Raw genomic sequence first — 20,275 nt, 5'->3', positions numbered from 1 at the left:
TGACGTGGATGGATCAGTGACCTCAGGATGAGGACCCTTTTCTCGTCTGCGCCCGCTTCTTTGAAGATCGATTCGCCGCAGTCTTCTTCACCGCAGCCTTCTTGGCCGCAGTCTTCTTCGCAGCAGCCTTCTTCGCCGGCGCTCTCGACTTCGCCGCCGCTCGTTTCCTCGGCCGCTTGCGCAGCGCGGCGCGCTGGGCGGCGCCGAGCGCCGAGCGCGCCCAGGCTGCGAGCTCCTCGGTATCGTCGAACAGCCGCGCCGGCAGCTGCCAGTAGGAGTTCACCGTGACGGCCTTGCTCCGCGTCGTGTACTGGAACGGCTTGGAGCCTTCCGCCTCGAATTGCGGGATGGTCGCCTCGTCGGCGCGGAAGTAGAGCCCGGCCCGCAAGGCAAGCGCGAAATTGGTGCCGTCGGCGGAGATGCCGTAGCCGGAGAACATCCGGCGCAGCGTGACCGGGCCGAAATCGACGAACAGATCGGTGAGAAACTCACGGTCCATGGGCCCATCGCCTCGCTTTGCGCGCTCAAGTGAATAGCGCAGCGCCATCCACGTCATTGCGAGCGAAGCGAAGCAATCCATTCAACCGCGTATGCGGACCCATGGATTGCTTCGTCGCTTTTGCTCCTCGCAATGACCCCGGATGGAATTGGTGGTCGCACGCACAGACCGGCGTTCGCCCGATCTTTCTAGACCGTGGCCGGCTTGAGCTGCACCGATTCGCCGCAGCCGCAGGCGGAGACCTGGTTCGGATTGTTGAACACGAACTGGGCCTGCATCTTGTCGGCCACGTAATCCATCTCGGTGCCGAGCAGGAACAGCACGGCCTTCGGATCGACCAGGATCTTGACGCCCTTGTCCTCGACCACTTCGTCGCTCGGGCGGATCTCGTGGGCGTATTCGACGGTGTAGGATTGTCCGGCGCAACCGCCGTTCTTGATGCCGACGCGCAGCCCGATAATCTCCGAGTCGGCGCGCTTGGTCAGCTCGCTGATCCGCTCCGCCGCGGCATCGGTCAGCCTCATGACCTGCGGGCGCGGCCGCTTCGGCTTGGCTGGGGTTGGTGAAGCTTGCGTCATGTCACTCATGTGGTCAGTCCCAGCGGCAAATCAATTGCCGGATATTCCGATGTTAAGTTCAATCCCCTAACGCATCACCACATATTGAGGACGAGGCGCGCCTCGTCCGACATCCGGTCCGGCGTCCAGGCCGGATCCCAGACCAGATTGACGTTCACCACGCCGACGCCGGGAACGCTGGCAACCGCGTTCTCGACCATGGTCGGCAGTTCACCCGCGGCCGGGCAGTTCGGCGTGGTCAGCGTCATCAGGATGTCGACCGACCGATCGTCCTTGAGGTCGACCTTGTAGATCAGGCCGAGCTCGTAGATGTCAGCCGGGATTTCCGGATCGAACACCGTCTTCAGCGCCGCGACGATTTCGCCGCTCATGCGCTCGGTCTCCTCCGCCGGCAGTGCCGAGGTGGTTTCCATGGAGGCCGTCTTGACTTCGGCTGTATCGGTCATGCGAACAATTCCCGCGCCTTGATCAGCGCCTGCGCCAGATGGTCGACTTCTTCCCTGGTATTATACATCCCGAAGGATGCACGGCAGGTGGCCGTCACGTTGAACCGCTCTAAAAGCGGCATCACGCAATGGGTCCCGGCACGCACCGCGATGCCCTGACGGTCGATCACGGTCGCGACGTCATGAGGATGCGCGCCCTTCATCTCGAAGGAGATCACCGGGCCCTTGTTGCGGGCGGTTCCGATCACGCGCAGCGAATTGATCTCGCGCAGGCGGTCCTGCGCATAGGTGAGCAGGTCATGCTCATGCGCGGCGATGCGCTCCTTGCCGATCGAGTTGACGTAGTCGATCGCGGCTCCAAGCCCGATCGCTTCGACGATCGGCGGCGTGCCGGCCTCGAACTTGTGCGGCGGGTCGCCATAGGTGACCCAGTCCTTGGCCACCTCACGGATCATCTCGCCGCCGCCGTTGAACGGCCGCATCGCCACCAGGAGGTCGTGCTTGGCATAGAGCGCGCCGATGCCGGTCGGGCCATACACCTTGTGGCCGGTGAAGGCGTAGAAATCGCAATCGAGGTCCTGGACGTCGATCGGCAGATGCACCGCACCCTGCGCGCCATCGACCAGCACCGGAATGCCGCGGGCATGCGCCAGCCGGATCACCTCCTTGACCGGAACCAGCGTGCCGAGCGCGTTCGACATCTGGGTGATCGCGACGATCTTGGTGCGCGGGGTCAGGAGCTTCTCGAACTCCTCGATCAGGAAGTTGCCTTCGTCATCGACCGGCGCCCACTTGATCACCGCACCCTGACGCTCCCTGAGGAAATGCCACGGCACGATGTTGGAGTGGTGCTCCATGATCGAGAGGACGATCTCGTCGCCCTCCTTGATGTTCACGCCGCCCCAGGACGATGCCACGAGGTTGATCGCCTCGGTGACATTGCGGGTGAAGACGATCTCTTCATTGCGGCGGGCGTTGATGAACTGCGCGACCTTGCCGCGCGCGCCCTCATAGGCCTCCGTCGCCGCGTTGGCGAGGTAATGCAGGCCGCGATGCACGTTGGCGTATTCGCTTTTGTAGGCGTCGGTCATGCGGTCGAGCACCGCACTCGGCTTCTGCGCCGAGGCCGCGTTGTCGAGATAGACCAGCGGCTTGCCGTAGATCTGCATGGCGAGCGCCGGGAAATCCTGCCGCACCAGTGCGACATCGTAAGAACCGTTGGCGACCGCCTTGTGCATGCTCACGCCCTCGCTTCCAGCCAGCGCTGCGCGGTCGCAATTGCGACCTCGCGCAACGCGTCGCTGGCAATGGTCTCGATCGCCTCGCCGACAAAGGCCTGGATCAGAAGCGCCTGCGCTTCCTTCTCGGGCAGTCCGCGGGCGCGCATGTAGAACAGCAGGCTTTCGTCGAGCGCACCGGTGGTCGCACCGTGACCACAGGTGACGTCGTCGGCGAAAATCTCGAGCTCGGGCTTGTTGTCGGCTTCCGCCTCGTCGGACAGCAAGAGCGCGCGGGTCATCATCTTGGCGTCGGTCTTCTGCGCGTCCGGACGAACGATGATGCGGCCCTGGAATACGCTGTGGGCGCGGTCGTCGACGACGGCACGGAATATCTCACGGCTCGCGCAATGCGGCACCGCGTGATCCATGAACAGCGTGGTGTCGGCGTGCTGCTTGCCGTTGATCAGGTTGACGCCATTGGTCTCGACCTTCGAGCCCTCGCCGGCGCAGGTCACCGTCAGCTGGTAGCGGCTGACGTGACCGCCCGAGGTCAGGCCGAAGGTGTTGAAATGGGCGTGTGCGCCGAGCGACACCGTCGCCGAGGAAATGTTGAAGGCATCGATGCTGTCTTCGACCAACCTGACGTGATCGAGCCGCGCATTGTCGCCGATCGCGACAATCAGCCCGTCATGGGTCTGGTAGGCCTTGGCGCCCACGCCGGCGAGATAGCTCTCGACCAGCGTGACGCCGGCATCGCGGCCGAGCCGCAGCAGCGAACGGGTGAACATCGAGGCCGGCGCCGTGCCTGCCGCGACGTGAACGATGTGCAGCGGCTGGGTCAGCACCGTGCCGTCGGCAACCTCGATGACGACGCCGTCGGTCGCCATCGCGCCGTTCAGCGCGACCATCGGGTTGGAGACGTCGGTCGCGATGGCCTGCGCCGAGAGCGCGTCGTCGCCCGCGTCGAGTACGTCGCGCAGCGGGCGGATGCTGAGGCCTTTTTCCAAGCCACCGAGATCCGAGAGATCAGGCACGAACGCACCGTCGACCAGCACCAGGCGGCGCACGCCGTCGATCGCGCGCAGCTTGATCGCGGCTGCGGCGCGATCAAGCGCGGCGGCATCCGGCGCGGGGGCCAGCGGCAGCACCCCGCGCATCAGCGCGCGCAGGTCGGTGTATTTCCAATCCTCGATCCGGCGATGCGGCAGTCCAAGGCGCTCGTAGGCCTCGAACGCCTGCCGGCGTTGATCGGCGATCTTGCCCTTGCCCGGCAGACGGTCGCGCACGACGGCGAATGCATCGCCCAGCGCGCGCCCGGTCTCGGTCTTTGCGACAACGTTCATCTCAAAACCCGTATTTGTCAGGCAGCGTCTTCGAACTGCGCGTAGCCGGACTCTTCCAGCTCCAGCGCCAGTTCCTTGCCGCCGCTCTTCACCACCCGGCCCTTCGACATCACGTGCACGACATCAGGCACGATGTAGTTGAGCAGCCGCTGGTAGTGGGTGATCACGACCATCGCGCGCTCCGGCGAGCGCAGCGCGTTGACGCCGTCGGCGGCGATCCGCAGCGCGTCGATGTCCAAACCAGAGTCCATTTCGTCGAGGATGCAGACGGCCGGCTCGAACAGCGCCATCTGCAAGATCTCGTTGCGCTTCTTCTCACCGCCGGAGAAGCCGACATTGACGCCGCGCTTCAGCATGTCCTGCGGAATGTTGAGCGACTTGGCGACCTCGCGCACCTTCTTGAGGAAGGCCGGCGACGACATCTCGTCCTCGCCGCGCGCCTTGCGCTGCGCGTTGAGCGCCGCATGCAGAAAATTCCAGGTGGTGACGCCGGGGATCTCGACCGGATACTGGAACGCCAGGAACACGCCCTTGGCGGCGCGCTCATTGGGCTCCATCTCCAGGAGGTCTTCGCCCTTGAACAGGATCTGGCCGCCGGTGACTTCATAGCCCGGCTTGCCGGCGATGACGTGCGACAGCGTCGATTTGCCGGAGCCGTTCGGGCCCATGATCGCATGCACCTCGCCCGGGTTCACCGTGAGCGACAGCCCGTGGAGGATCTCGCGCTCCTCGACACGAACCTTGAGATCTTTCACTTCAAGCAGAGACATCTGATTTTTCCTGAGCATCACCCGCAAGGCGCGCATCGGCCGCGCCTTCAGCGGATGGATTAACCAACCGAACCTTCAAGGCTGATCGAGATCAGCTTCTGCGCTTCCACCGCGAACTCCATCGGCAGTTGCTGCAGCACGTCCTTCACGAAGCCGTTGACGACGAGGCCGACGGCTTCTTCCTGCGAAAGCCCGCGCTGGATGCAGTAGAACAGCACGTCCTCGGAAATCTTCGACGTCGTCGCTTCATGCTCGAACGTCGCCGAGGAATTCTTGGCCTCGACATAGGGCACGGTGTGCGCGCCGCATTTGTCGCCGATCAGGAGCGAGTCGCAGGCGGTGTAGTTGCGCGCGCCGGTCGCCTTGCGATGGGCGCTGACGAGGCCGCGATAGGTGTTCTGCGACTTGCCGGCGGCGATGCCCTTGGAGATGATCCGGCTCGACGTGTTCTTGCCGAGGTGGATCATTTTGGTGCCGCTATCGACCTGCTGGAAGCCGTTCGAGATCGCGATCGAGTAGAACTCGCCGCTCGAATTGTCGCCGCGCAGGATGCAGCTCGGATATTTCCAGGTGATCGCCGAACCGGTCTCGACCTGGGTCCAGGAGATCTTGGAATTCTTGCCGCGGCAGTCGCCGCGCTTGGTGACGAAATTGTAGATGCCACCCTTGCCCTCGGAATTGCCGGGGTACCAGTTCTGCACCGTCGAATACTTGATCTCGGCGTCATCGAGCGTGACGAGCTCGACCACGGCGGCGTGCAGCTGGTTTTCGTCGCGCTGCGGCGCGGTGCAGCCTTCGAGATAGGAGACGTAGGAGCCCTTGTCGGCGATGATCAGCGTGCGCTCGAACTGGCCGGTGTTGCGCTCGTTGATGCGGAAATAGGTCGACAGCTCCATCGGGCAGCGCACGCCCGGCGGCACGTAGACGAACGAGCCGTCGGAGAACACGGCCGAGTTCAGCGTCGCGAAGTAATTGTCCGAGGTCGGCACCACGGTGCCGAGATATTTCTGCACCAGATCGGGATGCTCGCGGATCGCCTCGGAGATCGGCATGAAGATCACGCCGGCGGCCTTCAGCTCCTTCTGGAAGGTGGTCGCGACCGACACCGAATCGAACACGGCATCGACCGCGATCTTGCGGTTCGGCGTCTGCTCGCCGCCGGGCGGCGGCTCGACGCCCTCGAGGATCGCGACCTCGCGGAGCGGAATGCCGAGTTTCTCGTAGGTCTTGAGGATTTCCGGATCGATCTCGTCGATCGAGGACAGCGTCTTCTTCGGCTTCGGCGCCGCGTAGTAATAGATGTCCTGGTAGTCGATCTTCGGATAGTCGACGCGCGCCCAGGTCGGCTCGGTCATGGTCAGCCAGCGGCGATACGCCTCCAGGCGCCATTCCAGCATCCAGGCCGGCTCATTCTTCTTTGCGGAGATGAAGCGGACGGTGTCTTCCGACAGCCCCTTCGGGGCCTTGTCGGACTCGATCAGCGTCTCAAACCCATATCGATACTGGTCGACGTCGATGCGCCGGACGCGCTCGACCGTCTCTTGTACAGCAGGCATTCAATCCTCCGCTCGCGGTTTCAAGGACCGCGGTGGATCTCAAGTTCCGAAAATCTCTTACGATGCTTTGACGACGAAATCCGCTTAGAACAGTTCAAGCTGTGTTTCGTCGTTCCCCCTTAACTAAGGTATCGGCGAGCTTTCGCCAAGTCTTGAGGGCCAAATCCACGTCTGTCTCCGTGGTAGACCAGCCAAGACTGAGCCGCACCGCTCCCTGGGACACCTCTGAGCGGTATCCCATTGCCTCCAGTACGTGCGAGAGCTGGACCTTGCCCGACGAACAGGCGGAACCGGAAGACACTGCGACTCCGCCGAGGTCGAAGCCGATGACCGCCGTTTCGGCCTTCATCCCTGGCGCAGTGAACAAAACGGTATTCGGCAACCTCTTGACGTCGTCGGAGAACACCAGCACATCCGGCGTCTGCCGCAGCCCGTGCTCGAGCCGCTCACGCAGTCCACGCACGCGCGCGGCGTCCGCCTTCAGCGCCGCCATCGCGGCCTTGGTGGCCGCACCAAAGCCGGCAATCCCGGCGACGTTCTCGGTCCCCGCCCGCCGCCCGAGCTCCTGCCCGCCGCCGCGCAGAGCCGCCTCGAGCCCCTCGACGCCCTCGGCAAGCACCAGCGCGCCCGTACCCTTCGGCCCGCCGATCTTGTGCGCCGACAGCGTCACGAGGTCGGCCTGGATCGAGGCCAGATCGAACGGGATCTTGCCGAACGCCTGGATCGCATCGACGTGCAGCAGCCCGCCGCCCGCATGGACGATCTCGGCGACGCCGGCCACCGGCTGTATCGCGCCGGTCTCGTTGTTCGCCAGCATCACGGAGACCAAAGCTGGCGCACCATCCGCCAGCAGTGCGCGCAGGTGTTCGAGATCGATCACACCGGCGCGTGTGACCTTGATGGCGCCGATTGCGTCCGCGGCAAACCGCCCGCCCGCGAGCACGGAGGCATGCTCGATCGCCGACACCAGCAGCCGCCGCACCGGCGCGCCCGCCCCGCGGTGCAATCCCGGCGTCAAAGCGAGCGCATTGGCCTCGGTGCCGCCGGAGAGGAACACGACGTCCTGCGGCCGGCCGCCGACTGCCTTGGCCACCGCGTTGCGGGCATCCTCGACCAGCCGCCGCGCGCGCCGTCCCTCGCTGTGCACCGAGGACGGGTTGCCGCTCAACTCCCACGCCGCAGCCATCGCCGCCTTCGCTTCCTGGCGAAGCGGCGTGGTGGCGTTCCAGTCGAGATAGACGCGATCGGCCATCGAGCTTGTCTGCCGCATCACCGTGGTTGCGGCCCTCCCACTGCGACATAACCGTAGTCCGGCACCGAGACCAGATCAGAGTCCCCGGTGCGAAGGATTTTTCGTATCTCGCAGGACGTCTCATGGTGTTGCCAGGCAAGACATTCGCAAGCACCCGTGCGCGCGATAGCAACGTGACAAACCAAAGCTTCAGGTAGCCGATGGCAAAATCCGGCGTGCCGATCTTGATCGTCGCGGATGTGTCGGCTGCACGCGCCTCACGATATGGATTCGCCGCCGCCAAGCGGCACAATTTCCTTGATTTTTGCCCCTTGCGTCATGCTAGAAGGCCCTCCAGCGTGCCGCCCGGCGGTGCCTGCGCCCGATTTCATCATGAGCCGCCCTGTTCGCGCCCGTCGCTGAAGATGGCTCCAACCGGTTGATTGATCGACGTCAATCAAGGGAACGCGTCAATCAAGGGAACACAATGCCTGAAGTGATTTTCACCGGCCCCGCTGGCCGTCTCGAAGGCCGCTATCACCCGGCCAAGCAGAAGAACGCGCCGATTGCGATGATCCTGCATCCGCATCCGCAGTTCCACGGCACGATGAACCACCAGATCGTCTATCAGTGCTACTACGCGTTCGCGCATCGCGGCTTCTCGGTGCTGCGCTTCAATTTCCGTGGCGTCGGCCGCAGCCAGGGCTCGTTCGATCACGGCACCGGCGAACTGTCCGACGCGGCGAGCGCGCTCGACTGGGCGCAGGCGATCAATCCCGAGGCGCGCGCCTGCTGGGTCGCCGGCTTCTCGTTCGGCGCATGGATCGGCATGCAGCTTCTGATGCGCCGGCCGGAGGTCGAGGGCTTCATCTCGATCGCGCCGCCCGCCAATCTCTACGACTTCTCGTTCCTCGCGCCCTGCCCGTCGTCGGGCCTGATCGTGCATGGCGACAAGGATGCCGTGGTGCCGCCCAAGGACGTCAACACACTGGTCGAGAAGCTGAAGACGCAGAAGGGCATCGTGATCGACCAGCAGGTGATCCCGGGCGCCAACCATTTCTTCGATGGCAAGCTCGAGCCGCTGATGGAGACGGTGACCGGCTATCTCGACATGCGTCTCGCCAACGTGCGCTGAGGACGCGGATCTTGTAGCCCGGATGGAGCGCAGCGAAATCCGGGACCACTCTCACTGCGGATAGACCCCCGGATTGCGCGGAGCCTGTCATCGGGCCCGCGTTCGCGCGACCCGTTGGCTTCATCCGGCTACGGCTTTACTCCGGCGCGAATTTCAGCGCCGCGATCCCGACCAGCACCAGCGCAATCCCCGCGACCTTCATCGGGTTCAGCGCTTCGTTGAACAACAGCACGCCCATCGCGAGCGTGCCGGCCGCGCCGATGCCGGTCCACACCGTGTAGGCGACGCCGACGCCGAGTACCTGCAGCGCGCGCCCGAGCAGGAACACGAACGCGGCGAGCAGCAGCAGCGAGACCAGCGTCCAGCCAAGTCGCGTGTAGCCCTCGGCATATTTCATCGAGATCGCCCAGCCGACGTCGAGAAGACCGGCGACGACGAGCGCGATCCAGGCAAGCGAGTGCGACATGGCTTAGGCGGCAAGCTTCAGCATGTGCGCGCGGTGGCCGACCAGGAACGCGTGCAGCAGCGCCGGATACTCCGGCGACACCGCGCTGCGCACGCTCGGCCGTTGCGCCAGCGCGCTGCGCCAGGCGCGCAGCTTCGGCGTATGCGTGAAGACTGCGAGATCGGTCAGTTGGTCGAACAGGTCGAAGTAGCGGAAGACCGGCGCGAACACCGCATCGACCAGGCTGAACTTGTCGCCCGCGAAGAACGGACCGGCGCCGAGCGCCGCCTCGACGCGCGCGAATTTCGCCGCGACCGCCTGCCGCTTGCTCTCATGGGTCGCGGCATCCGTTGCGGTCTCGAGCCCCCAGAGATCGCCGAGAACGGCCGAGCCGAACTCCATCCAGGCGCGATGCTCGGCGCGCGTGAGCGCGTCCTGCGGATGCAGCTTGGCGCCGGCTTGCGTCTCCTCGATGTACTCGCAGATCACGTTGCTTTCGAATAGTGCGACTTCCTTGCCGTCGTCGCCGGTCACCACCAGCACCGGCACCTTGCCGAGCGGCGAGATCTTCAGGAACCAATCCGGCTTGTTGGCGAGATCGATATCGATCCGCTCGAACGGCACGCCCTTCTCATGCAGCGCGATGACAGCGCGTTGCACATAGGGACAGAGCTTGTGGCTGATCAGCTTCAGGGCGGCCATGACGAACCTCGCGTTCAATGCAACTGCATCGAATTAAATGCAGCGGCATGGAACTGTCAAGGTAGATGCATTTGCATCTAAATCACGGTCGCGCGATGATGCCCCCGGTCATCGGGATCGGCACCCCCGTGGTGGTGGGGTAGCTCAGCGGCAGTCCCTTCATGCCGCGCGCGGCGAGGAAGCCGAACGCCTGGGCCTCGATCGCGTCGGCGGACCAGCCGAGCGCTTCGGCCGGCTCGACGGTTGCCGGCGCCAGGCGGTCGCGCAGCATCCGCAGCATCGTCAGGTTGGCGGCGCCGCCGCCGCAGACGATCCAGCTCTTCGGCACCTTGGGCAGCAGCGGCACGATCCTCCCGATCGCGGCCGCCGTGAACGCGGTCAGCGTCGCCGCGCCGTCGGCCGGCGCCACGGCGCCGAGCTTGAGGCTCGCGAAATCGTTGCGGTCGAGCGATTTCGGCGGTGGAGCCGAGAAGAACGGCAGCGTCAGCGCCTGCGCGATCCAGGCCTCGTCAGGCTTGCCGAGTGCTGCGAACTTGCCGGCGGTGTCGAACGGCTGGTGCATCTGGCGGAACATGAAGTCGTCGAGCAGCGCGTTGCCCGGCCCGGTGTCGCAGGCGATCAGCGCGTCGGCGCCGTCGATATAGGTGATGTTGGAGACGCCGCCGATATTGACCACGACGATCGGCCCTTCGCGGTGCAGCGATTGCGCCAGCGCGCGGTGGTACACCGGCACGAACGGCGCGCCCTGCCCGCCGGCGTCGACGTCGGCGGCACGGAAATCATGCATCACCGGGATGTGGATCGCCTTGGCGAGCGCCGGCGCATCGCCGATCTGCACCGTGAGCTTGCGCTCGGGGCGATGCAGCACGGTCTGGCCATGGAACCCGACGATGTCGATCTCCTGGGCGGAGATCCGGTGCTGCGCCGAGAAGCTGGCGACCGCCTCGGCATGGGCTGTGGTGACGGCCTGTTCGGCCTGCCGCAGGATCCCCGGTCGGGCGTCGCGCTGCGACAGGTGAACGGCCTCCGTCAGCGCCTGGCGCAGCAGACCGCGCTCACCATCGGTGTAGGGGCGATAGCCGGTGGGCCCGAAGGCCTTGATCTGGCGGCCGTCGGTCTCGATCAATGCCACGTCGACCCCGTCGAGCGAGGTCCCGCTCATCAGACCGAGTGCCGTTAACATCATGCTGGAAGCGCCCCAGCCGGGAACCCCCGGCTTGTCTCAAACAAGTACATCCTATAATGCCACTGCGCGTCCGCCGCGGCAGCCCTGAGCATCAAGGTTCCGCAAATAGATGCAAAAACCGTAAAACAAGAATGATCCGGCTCGCCGACAAATGACTGCATTTAAATCGGATTTCCTGAACACTCTACAGGAACGCGGCTTCGTCCACCAGTGCTCCGATTTCGAGGGCCTCGACGCGCTCGCCGCGAAGGGCGAGGCTACCGCCTATGTCGGCTATGACTGCACGGCGCCGTCGCTGCACATCGGCAACTTCCTCACCATGATGATGCTGTACTGGCTGCAGCAGAGCGGCAACAAGCCGATCACGCTGATGGGCGGCGGCACCACGATGGTCGGCGACCCCTCCGGCAAGGACGAGACGCGCGCGATGCGCACGGTCGCCGAGATCGAAGCCAACAAGGCCTCGATCCGCGGCGTGTTCGCCAAGGTGCTGCGCTATGGCGACGGCCACTCCGACGCCATCATGCTCGACAACGCCGAGTGGCTGACGAAATTGAACTGGATCGAGATGCTGCGCGACATCGGCCGGCACTTCTCGGTCAACCGCATGCTGACGATGGATTCGGTGCGGCTCCGGCTCGAGCGCGAGCAGGAGATGAGCTTCATCGAGTTCAACTACATGGTCTGCCAGGCCTACGACTTTGTCGAGCTGTCGCGCCGTGCCGGCTGCCGGCTGCAGATGGGCGGCTCCGACCAGTGGGGCAACATCGTCAACGGCGTCGATCTCGGCCGCCGCATGGGCTCGCCGCAGCTGTTCGCGCTGACCACGCCGCTGCTCACCACCGCCTCCGGCGACAAGATGGGCAAGACCGCCAAGGGCGCGGTGTGGCTCAACGCCGACCAGTTCTCGCCCTACGACTTCTGGCAGTACTGGCGCAATGTCGAGGACGCCGACGTTGTCAAGTTCCTCAAGCTGTTCACCATCCTTCCTATGAGCGAGATCAACAAGCTCGCGGCGTTGGCGGGCGGCGAGATCAACGAGGCCAAGAAGGTGCTGGCGACCGAAGCGACCGCCCTGCTCCATGGTCGCGATGCCGCCAATGAAGCCGCCGAGACCGCGCGCCGCACCTTCGAGGAAGGCGCGCTGGCCGAGACGCTTCCGACGGTTGAAATTCCGCGCGGCGAATTTGAAGCCGGCGTCGGCGTGCTCGCCGCTTTCGTCAAGGCCGAGCTCGTCGCTTCGAACGGCGAAGCGCGGCGGCAGATCAAGGGCGGCGGCCTGCGCGTCAACGATGCTGCCGTGACCGACGAGAAGATGCTGCTGACATCGGCCAACCTCACGCCGGAGGGCGTGGTCAAGCTGTCGCTCGGCAAGAAGCGCCACGTCCTGCTGAAGCCTGCATAGGCGCATTCGCTTTTGTCGGTTGTCGGGAGTGCGGAAAGCGCGCTCCCATCTAGGAGCGCGATCAGCAAAAGTGGACTTCCGGTTTTGCGTCCGATCGCGCTCGAAAAGAATGCGATGGACCAGCAGACCACGCCTCCAAACGACACGCTTTCCGCACCTGCGAAACAGTCGCGCGTCGCGTTGAACGTGCTCGCGCTCTGCTTCGTGCTGTCTGTGCTCGGGCGCGGGCTCAGCGACAGCTTCACGGTGTTCCTGAAACCGATCTCGGAAAATTTCGGCTGGGACCGCGCCTCGGTGGTGTCGGTCTATTCGCTGACCTGGCTCGCCAGCGGCCTCACCGCGCCGCTGGTCGGGCGCCTGTTCGATCGCTCCGGGCCGCGCGTGGTCTATGCGCTGGGCCTGTCGCTGCTCGGCTGCGCGTTCCTGATCGCCTCGCGCGCGCAGCAGCTGTGGCAATTCCAGCTCAGCGTCGGGCTCTGCGTCGGCTTCGGCACCGCGCTGATCGGCAACGTCTCGAACTCGATCCTGCTCGGCCGCTGGTTCGGGCCGCGGCTGCCGACCGCGATGGCCGTGATGTATTCGGCAACCGGCGCCGGTCTGTTGCTGCTGCTGCCGCTGTCGCAGGTTCTGATCGACCGGATCGGCTGGCGCGAAGCCTATCAGGTGTTCGGCGTCGGCGCGCTGTGCCTCCTCGTACCGCTCGTCTTCCTGCCGTGGCGGCTGCTCGCCGGCGGATCGCCTCATATCGTGAAGAAGGCGGAGGCCAGTCTGGCTGACGAGGGCTGGACCTTGCTGAGCGCGATGCGCCACCACGCCTTCTGGGCGCTGTTCTCGACCTTCTTCTTCACCGCGATCGCGATGTATGCGCTGACCGCGCAGATCGTCGCCTATCTGATCGACGTCGGCTTCCCGCCGCTGCAGGCGGCCACCGCCTGGGGCTTCTCCGGCGTCGCGCTGTTCGTCGGCATGCTCGGCGTGTCGACCCTCGACGGCATCATCGGCCGCCGGCCCTCAGTGCTGTTCAGCTACGGCGTCTCGATAGCAGGCATCATCCTGCTCTGGCTGCTGCAGTGGTATCCGAACTACTGGCTCTTGACCGGCTTCATCATCTGCTTCGGCAGCATGATCGGCTCGCGCGGACCGCTGATCACCGCAACCGCGCTGAAGATCTTCCGCGGCGAGCGCGTCGGCACGATCTACGGCACCATCATGATCGGCAGCGGCCTCGGCTCCGGCCTCGGCTCATGGGGCGGCGGCCTGATCCACGACTGGACCCACAGCTACAATCCGCTGATCGCGTTTGCGCTGGTCAACGTGGTGCTGGGATTGATCCCGTTCCTGGTGGTGCCGGCGCTGCGGCGGTAGGGCTGACGTGCAGGCGCCGTCATGATCCCAGCCCGCTCCAGTCCCATAACGCGCGGTGAGGCACGCCTGCCTGACATGTCAGGTTTGCCATGTCCGGCACGGCGCCGGCTCCTTTGCATGGGGTTGTTTTCGATGTTTTGGCAGTGCGTCCCGCGGAGGCAGGTTATATGCGAGCCCCGCACGCATGGAAATCGCGCTTAACCGCCTGCCCTAGTTGTTATTCGTCGTCGGCAGATCGTTCGGGCCGTATTGCTTGAACTCGAAGATCTTGCGGGTCAGGCCGGGCGCGAGCGCCGAGATCGGATTCACGCGCAGCACCGGCTGGCTCGGCGTTCCCACCACTTCATAGGTCACGCCGATCAGGCCTTCATTGCTGCCGGCGCCGAGGAATATCCCGAAGAACGGGATCTGGCCGAACATGTTGTTCAGGCCGTACATCGGAATGAAGGTGCCGTTCATCCGCACCTGGTTGCCGATGTAATCGATGCTGCCTTCGATGGTCGCGCCGATGCTCGGTCCCTTGACCACGCCGTTGCGGATCGAGAGCTGGCCGCTCTGGCGGGTGAACTCGGCGCGCAGTGCGTCGAAGCCGATGCCGTTCTGGGTGCTGACCGGCCCGCCGGCGACGGCGCGGTCGAGCTGGGTTTCACCCTTCACCGAGAAGCCGGTGATGTTGATCAGGCCTTCCCTGGGGCTCGGTTCGGGGATCGGCGGCTCCATCGCCAGCGTGAGCTGACCACCGATCACCTTCGAATAGGTATCGATGAAGCGCAGGAATGCGCCGGCGTCGCCGGTCTGGAGGTAGATCACCTCGCGGCCCTGCTGGCGGCCGCGCATGTCGACCGTCACCGGCGTATCGCGGCCGACCTTGCCGCTCAGCGTGAAGCCCTTGAAGAACCCGTTGCGGCGCGAGATCTTGGCATCGACGCTGCGCAGCGCCTCGCCGTTGAAGCCCGCCACCGCGCCGAGTTTCAGATCGACGTCGAAATCGGTGGTCTTGGTCTTGCTCTTCGGATCGCTGTCGCGGCCCGAGATCGCCGACTTCAGGAAGCCGCGGCCGTCGAACACGTCGCCGCGCATCGTCACCTTGATCACCCCGTCGGGACCGCGGTCGGCCCGCAGCGATGTCTTGTCGCCTTCCGACGGCGCATAGGTCGGGAAGTTCGCATTCATCAGGTCGCCGTTCTGATCGACCTCGAGCGCCCCCTTGATCGACACGCCGACGCCGTCGATCGAGATATCCTCGAACCGCGTCGATTGTCCCTTCGGCACCACGTTGAACGTCGCCTTGCCGGCCCTGCCCTGCGCCTTGACCCAGCCCGGCAGGATGTTGTCGAGCTTGAGCTGGGTCAGGTCGGCCTCGACGCCCATCTTGGTGGTGGGGTTGTCGCCGCTGCCGATCTTGCCGTTCAGCTTGATCGGGATAGCCCCCGACACCGCGGGACCGAGATCGAGCCCGAGCCGCGCGCGGCTCGCATCGTCCAGCGTCGCCTGCAGCTTGACGTCGGCGTCGCCATCGGCCGGCTTGCGATAGTCGAGCGAGGCAGCCTGCCCGTTGATCTTGACGTCGCCCTTGACCTGGAAGCCGGCATTGCTGGCAACCAGCTTCAGCGCATTAGCCTCGAGCTTCTGGTTCATCACCAGCTTATCGACGGCGACGCCGGAAATGTCGGCGGCGACCGAGTACATCGTATCGGCCTTGGTCAGCTCGCCCTTCACCGGCATGCCGAGATTGATCGTCGCGGTGACGTTGCCCTTGCTGGCGTTGGGATCGATCGGCGGACCGGACAGATCGCTGAGCCGGTCGGATGCGAGGATCTCGGCCGCGGCCGGCACCGGACAGTCGACCCTGAACTTGACCTTGGACGGCGACGGCTTCGGCGCCATGTCCGGCACCTCGAAGGTGAAATCCGAGATCGTGATCTTGCGGCCCGCCGGCGTGTCGGCGATGCCCTGGTTGATGGTCACGGTCGCAGTGCGGCCGGTCACCCTGGCCTTCAGATCGGCATCATGCACCGCGGGCATCTGGTCCACCGGGCGCACCGTGACGCCGGAGGCGACGATGTTGACCGAGAGACCGTCATCCGGGATCGGCGGCCCCTTGCGCGACAGGTTATGCACCGGCGAATTGACGCCGACATCGATGCGCTGGAGCGTGCCGCGGTCGATCCGTTCCAGCACCCATTCGCGCACCTCGGGCACGATGATGACAGGCCACATCCGCTTCAAGGCGGAGGCCGACATCGGCGTGCCGGCGAATCCGAGTTGCAGTCGCGGCTCGCCGGAATAGTCGATGCTGCCGGTGCCGGCGACGCCGATCTCGCCGTTCGAGATGTCGGCCTGGGTCAGCAGCACGCGCTTCTTCTCGGTGTCGAAGCGGAAGCCGATGTTGATGCGGTTGAAGATCAGCGGCGGCTCGTTCTTGTCGGCGCCGGCCAACACGATGGTGCCGCCGGACAGGCCCGCCTGCCAGTCGGTGACGTTGTCGTTCGGCGGTTCAAGATGACCGAGCAGCGTGATGCGGTTGGCACCCGAGACGATCTTGATCGGCGCCAGCAGCACGCGCCGTCCGGAATCCCATTCGACGCTCATCTCGGCCGAATCGACCGGCATCGGGTAGTCCGGCGTATCGGTGTCGATGATGTTGCCGGCGCCGACATTGATCTTGCCGCGGAAATAGGTCGGCAGGCCATCGCGGCCGAGCTCGCCCTTCATCTCGCCCGATAACGGCAGGTCGGCGGTGTAGGTCAGATCCTTGCTCCGCATCGCGAGCAGGATGTTCCGGGTGGACACCTTGTCGGCCTTGATATCGACCGAGCGCACGCCGTTCTGCTGCGGTCCGACCAGGACGCGGACCGACCAGGGCTTTGTGCCCTCCTCGCCGAAGCTGAGCGCGACGCCGCCGCCGCTCGGGCGCCGCAGGCTGAGGCTGATATTCTCAAAGCTCCATTTGTTGCCGCGCTGCTGGTCGTCGACGACGAGATTGCCGTTCTTCAGGCCGATCTCGTTGAGGTTCTGCCCATCGAGGCCGGTCATGCTGAGGCTATCGAGCCAGTCGAGACCGGCGAGCAGTCCGCTCTGCGCCGAATCGGACGAGGCCGCCGCGGGCTCGGAGGCAGCAGGCGGCGAAGCAACCGGCGGCGACGCCGCGGGTGCGGGTCGCGGGAAGGTCGGCGGCATCCCCGCGTCGCGCTTGGAGGCGACGCCGGTGGCGAGCGGTTTTGCGGTGTCGCCGGCGGATACCGTCACATTGCCGTCCGGCGTGATCCGCACCGACAGTTCGGCATCGACCAGGTTGAGGCTCTCCGCCCGCAACTGCCCCATCAGCAGCGCCGTCCCGGACAGGCGCACTTCCGCCTTCGGCGCACTGGCAACGACGGCATGGTCGCGGTCGCGGACGATGATGTCGCGGATGCGCACCGCGATCCGGATCCGGCCGGCGCGCTCGATCTGGGTTCCGCCGACCTCGACCGTATTGCCGTGGCCGATATTCTCCTCGATCGCCGCGGCAAGCCAGGGCGTCGCCAGATCGAGATTGATCGGACCCGCGCCGAGCCGCCACCACAGCGCGCCGAAGCAGGTCGCGAACATCACGACCAGCACCACGAGGACCAATCCGACGCGGCGGATCCAGCGTTCGCCGTTCAACCAGCGCTGCATGCCGGAACAGAAATCGGTGAAGCGATGCAAATTGGTGTTGGAACGCGACAGCAATTGCCGCGCACGGTTGCCCGCCGCCTCATCCTGCTCGTCCCACGCGGCGTCGTCTTCCCATTGCGAGAAGTCAGCCCCGGCGCGCGGATTTGGATCCTGCGGCGACGTGTTCCTTGCCATTGCCTCTCGGTGCTGACGGCGACGCTGATCGCCGCCATCGGGGCGCCCGTCGATTCGTATCGAGCGCTCCCCTGCCGGCATCGCCGCCTATCCTCGCCTCATCATGTTACTCGCCGATGGCCCCCAAAATGGACCAGACCAACCAATCAAACGCCAATTCAGCAAACAGACGGGGTGACGCGTCGAATTCCTTGTCACCATACTCCGTGGCCATCAAACTTGCCCAGCGGCCGGTTGCGAATCCGGCCGCCGCGAGTGAGCCCCGCAATACCCCAATGGTTGAGCTTCGGAAAGCGACGAAAGGAAGGCGTATGTCCAAGAAAACGCGCAAGAAATCCTCCAAGACAACCGGAAAGCGGGTCGCAACGAAAGTTGCGCGCGCCGCAAGCGCAAGCACTGGGAAGTCCGCGACGAAAACCCGCACAGCGGTTGCGAAGACGGCAGCGGCCAAGAAAACGGCCAAGAAAGCGACGAAGCCAAAGACCGCAGCGGGTGTTCAAGGCAAAGCCTCGCACAAGGCCGCATCGAAACCGTTAAAGCGAGAGCCGGCCGCGACCGTGACCAAATCGTCAGCCGTCACACTTGCCGAAGGCGCTGCGGCGCTTGTCGAAGGTGCCGCGGCGCCTGCCTTTAACCTGCCGCGCGACGGCGGCAGCAGCATCTCCCTGAAGGATTTCGCCGGCAAGAAGCTGGTGCTGTTCTTCTATCCCCGGGCCGACACGCCCGGCTGTACCCGGGAAGCGATCGATTTCACCCGGCTCAAAAACGAGTTCGCAGCCGCGGGAACCGAAGTGGTCGGCGTATCCGCCGATACGGTTAAGACGCAGGAGTCATTTCGAAACAAACACCAGTTGTCGGTGCCGCTGGCCTCCGACCCGGCCCATGAGATGCTCGAGGCGTATGGCGCCTGGGGCGAAAAATCCATGTATGGCAGGACCTTCATGGGAATTATTCGCACCACGGTTCTGGTCGATTCCAGTGGAAAAGTCGCCCGCGTCTGGCGCCACGTGAAGGTCGACGGCCATGCTGAAGCGGTATTGCAGGCCGCCCGTTCGCTCTGACCGGGGCGGCTCCGTTTCCTGAAAATTAACCATGCCAGGCTCAAATCGCCCCGCAAATTAGCCGTACGGAGCTTGGTCCGACCGGCCGCGGGAGTACCGATGTCGAGCCGGTCCGGTCATCACCAGGAATACCAGAAACACCATCATCCGCAGGACCATGGCCGGACGCCGATGCGCCGTCCGGCAGCCCAGCATGCCGCTGCGGTGGCCGCCTCCGGCGAGGGCTATACGCTGGTCCATGCCGGCAAGCAGGTCCGGTTCGGACCGGTCGTGTTCTGGATCGCGGTCGGCACCGTCGTGCTGCTCGGCATGTGGTCGGCGGCAACCGCCACCTATTTCGCTTTCCGCGACGACGTCCTGACCCGGCTGATCGCGCGCCAGGCCGAGATGCAATACGCCTATGAGGACCGCATCTCGGAACTGCGCGCCAAGGTCGACCGCACCACCAGCCGTCAGCTGCTCGACCAGGAGCAGTTCGACCAGAAGCTCGACCAGATCATGAAGCGGCAGTCGACGCTGGAGCAGCGCGCCACCGCGCTCGGCGCGATGCCCGATGCCACCGTGACCGGCTCGATCAAGCCGCAGGGCCGCGCCGAGGCGGCGCCCTCCTCCGGTCCGTTGAAACCATCTCCGATCAGCGACACCGTGATCTTCGTGGCGCCGCCGGATCGCGAGGCGCGGCTGGAATCGCGCGCGCCATTGATCGCCAAGGCGCAGCCGAACCAGTTCGCCAAGGCGCAGGGCGTCGACAACGTGCTGGTCCGGCTGCAGACCTCGCTTGACCAGGTCGAGCGTCGCCAGGTCGCGGCCCTCTCGTCGGTCGAGGACAGCATCGATTCCAAAGTGCGCCGGATGCGCGGCGTGATCAGCGATCTCGGCCTCAACATGGCGCAACTCGAAGCAGCCGTGCCGCGCTCGGGCATGGGCGGACCTTTTGTTCCCGTGAAACTTTCCCCCGACGCCGGCGCGTTCGAGCGCCAGCTCTACCGCATCAACATCAACCGCGCCCAGATGCAGCGGCTGAACCAGACGCTGGCCCTGGTGCCCTATCGCAAGCCCGTCGTCGGCGAAGTCGAGTTCACCAGCGGCTTCGGCGTTCGCTCCGATCCCTTCCTCGGCCGGCCGGCGATGCACACAGGCCTCGACTTCCGCGCCGCGCAGGGCGATCCGGTGCGGGTCACCGCCAACGGCAAGGTGGTGTCGGCGGGCTGGGCCGGCGGCTATGGCCGCATGGTCGAGGTCGATCACGGCAACGGGCTGTCGACCCGCTACGGCCATCTCTCCGAGATCGGCGTCAAGGTCGGCGAATACGTCAAGATCGGTCAGGTGATCGGCGCCGTCGGTTCGACCGGCCGCTCCACCGGTCCGCATCTGCATTACGAAACCCGCATCGACGGCGAAGCGGTCGACCCGCAGAAATTCCTCCGCGCCGGCGTCCGGCTCAGCGCGGGCTAATTCAAGCCCTCAACGATCGACCTGAATAACGGCGCAAGCGGCTC

Annotated in this window: 17 protein-coding genes; 5 read left to right on the top strand and 12 right to left on the bottom strand. The window is 65.0% G+C overall.

Annotated elements, in window-relative coordinates; all coding sequences use genetic code 11:
• Positions 1 to 22: 22 nt before the first annotated feature.
• The 8 genes from ACVMB0_RS25290 to ACVMB0_RS25255 all read right to left on the bottom strand — a co-directional run bounded on the left by ACVMB0_RS25290 (position 23) and on the right by ACVMB0_RS25255 (position 7,664).
• Positions 23 to 499, bottom strand: coding sequence for a TfoX/Sxy family protein (locus tag ACVMB0_RS25290; RefSeq protein ID WP_461348045.1), 477 nt, complete (start codon positions 497 to 499; stop codon positions 23 to 25).
• A 188-nt stretch (positions 500 to 687) separates the two neighbouring features.
• Entirely contained in the window at positions 688 to 1,077 is a 390-nt protein-coding gene (locus ACVMB0_RS25285; RefSeq protein ID WP_456756552.1) for a HesB/IscA family protein, read from the bottom strand.
• Between the two features lie 74 nt (positions 1,078 to 1,151).
• Complete coding sequence (locus ACVMB0_RS25280) at positions 1,152 to 1,523, bottom strand: SUF system Fe-S cluster assembly protein (protein WP_024578412.1); 372 nt, start codon at positions 1,521 to 1,523, stop codon at positions 1,152 to 1,154.
• The gene (locus tag ACVMB0_RS25275; protein ID WP_461348044.1) at positions 1,520 to 2,767 is read right to left on the bottom strand and encodes a cysteine desulfurase; all 1,248 of its coding nucleotides are present in this window, start codon (positions 2,765 to 2,767) and stop codon (positions 1,520 to 1,522) included. Before ACVMB0_RS25275 ends, ACVMB0_RS25280 begins: the two co-directional genes overlap by 4 nt.
• Positions 2,764 to 4,086, bottom strand: a complete 1,323-nt coding sequence (gene sufD / locus ACVMB0_RS25270) for a Fe-S cluster assembly protein SufD (RefSeq protein WP_461348043.1) — start codon at positions 4,084 to 4,086, stop codon at positions 2,764 to 2,766. Before sufD ends, ACVMB0_RS25275 begins: the two co-directional genes overlap by 4 nt.
• A gap of 17 nt (positions 4,087 to 4,103) precedes the next feature.
• Complete coding sequence (sufC, locus tag ACVMB0_RS25265; protein ID WP_461348042.1) at positions 4,104 to 4,856, bottom strand: Fe-S cluster assembly ATPase SufC; 753 nt, start codon at positions 4,854 to 4,856, stop codon at positions 4,104 to 4,106.
• 59 nt (positions 4,857 to 4,915) lie between these two features.
• The gene (sufB, locus tag ACVMB0_RS25260) at positions 4,916 to 6,412 is read right to left on the bottom strand and encodes a Fe-S cluster assembly protein SufB (RefSeq protein ID WP_074132272.1); all 1,497 of its coding nucleotides are present in this window, start codon (positions 6,410 to 6,412) and stop codon (positions 4,916 to 4,918) included.
• A 94-nt stretch (positions 6,413 to 6,506) separates the two neighbouring features.
• Positions 6,507 to 7,664, bottom strand: a complete 1,158-nt coding sequence (locus tag ACVMB0_RS25255; RefSeq protein ID WP_461348041.1) for a cysteine desulfurase family protein — start codon at positions 7,662 to 7,664, stop codon at positions 6,507 to 6,509.
• 466 nt (positions 7,665 to 8,130) lie between these two features.
• Here ACVMB0_RS25255 and ACVMB0_RS25250 point away from each other — a divergent pair, with 466 nt between their 5' ends.
• On the top strand, positions 8,131 to 8,778 hold the full coding sequence (locus tag ACVMB0_RS25250) for an alpha/beta hydrolase (protein ID WP_016843213.1): 648 nt from the start codon (positions 8,131 to 8,133) through the stop codon (positions 8,776 to 8,778).
• A gap of 136 nt (positions 8,779 to 8,914) precedes the next feature.
• On the opposite strand, the gene ACVMB0_RS25245 is transcribed toward ACVMB0_RS25250, so the two are convergent.
• From ACVMB0_RS25245 to ACVMB0_RS25235, 3 genes are all read right to left on the bottom strand, one after another.
• A complete protein-coding gene (locus ACVMB0_RS25245) occupies positions 8,915 to 9,244 on the bottom strand; it encodes a DMT family transporter (RefSeq protein WP_456755021.1) in 330 nt (109 codons plus the stop codon).
• 3 nt (positions 9,245 to 9,247) lie between these two features.
• On the bottom strand, positions 9,248 to 9,925 hold the full coding sequence (locus ACVMB0_RS25240) for a glutathione S-transferase family protein (RefSeq protein ID WP_461348040.1): 678 nt from the start codon (positions 9,923 to 9,925) through the stop codon (positions 9,248 to 9,250).
• 82 nt (positions 9,926 to 10,007) lie between these two features.
• Positions 10,008 to 11,111, bottom strand: coding sequence for an anhydro-N-acetylmuramic acid kinase (locus tag ACVMB0_RS25235; protein WP_461348039.1), 1,104 nt, complete (start codon positions 11,109 to 11,111; stop codon positions 10,008 to 10,010).
• 151 nt (positions 11,112 to 11,262) lie between these two features.
• Here ACVMB0_RS25235 and tyrS point away from each other — a divergent pair, with 151 nt between their 5' ends.
• Together tyrS and ACVMB0_RS25225 are read left to right on the top strand one after the other, a co-directional pair.
• Positions 11,263 to 12,516, top strand: a complete 1,254-nt coding sequence (gene tyrS, locus ACVMB0_RS25230; protein ID WP_456755023.1) for a tyrosine--tRNA ligase — start codon at positions 11,263 to 11,265, stop codon at positions 12,514 to 12,516.
• 114 nt (positions 12,517 to 12,630) lie between these two features.
• The gene (locus tag ACVMB0_RS25225; protein ID WP_456755024.1) at positions 12,631 to 13,881 is read left to right on the top strand and encodes an MFS transporter; all 1,251 of its coding nucleotides are present in this window, start codon (positions 12,631 to 12,633) and stop codon (positions 13,879 to 13,881) included.
• Positions 13,882 to 14,091: 210 nt separating this feature from the next.
• Here the strand turns inward: ACVMB0_RS25225 and ACVMB0_RS25220 are convergent, their stop codons facing one another.
• Entirely contained in the window at positions 14,092 to 17,796 is a 3,705-nt protein-coding gene (locus ACVMB0_RS25220; protein WP_461348038.1) for a YhdP family protein, read from the bottom strand.
• Positions 17,797 to 18,026: 230 nt separating this feature from the next.
• Between ACVMB0_RS25220 and ACVMB0_RS25215 the strand changes: the two genes are divergently transcribed.
• The gene (locus tag ACVMB0_RS25215; RefSeq protein ID WP_461348037.1) at positions 18,027 to 18,776 is read left to right on the top strand and encodes a peroxiredoxin; all 750 of its coding nucleotides are present in this window, start codon (positions 18,027 to 18,029) and stop codon (positions 18,774 to 18,776) included.
• Positions 18,777 to 18,875: 99 nt separating this feature from the next.
• A complete protein-coding gene (locus ACVMB0_RS25210; RefSeq protein ID WP_461348036.1) occupies positions 18,876 to 20,231 on the top strand; it encodes a M23 family metallopeptidase in 1,356 nt (451 codons plus the stop codon).
• The last annotated feature ends 44 nt before the right edge of the window (positions 20,232 to 20,275 follow it).

The organism is Bradyrhizobium sp. USDA 4451 (genome assembly GCF_054822585.1).
This window is presented reverse-complemented; position numbering and strand designations above follow the sequence as displayed.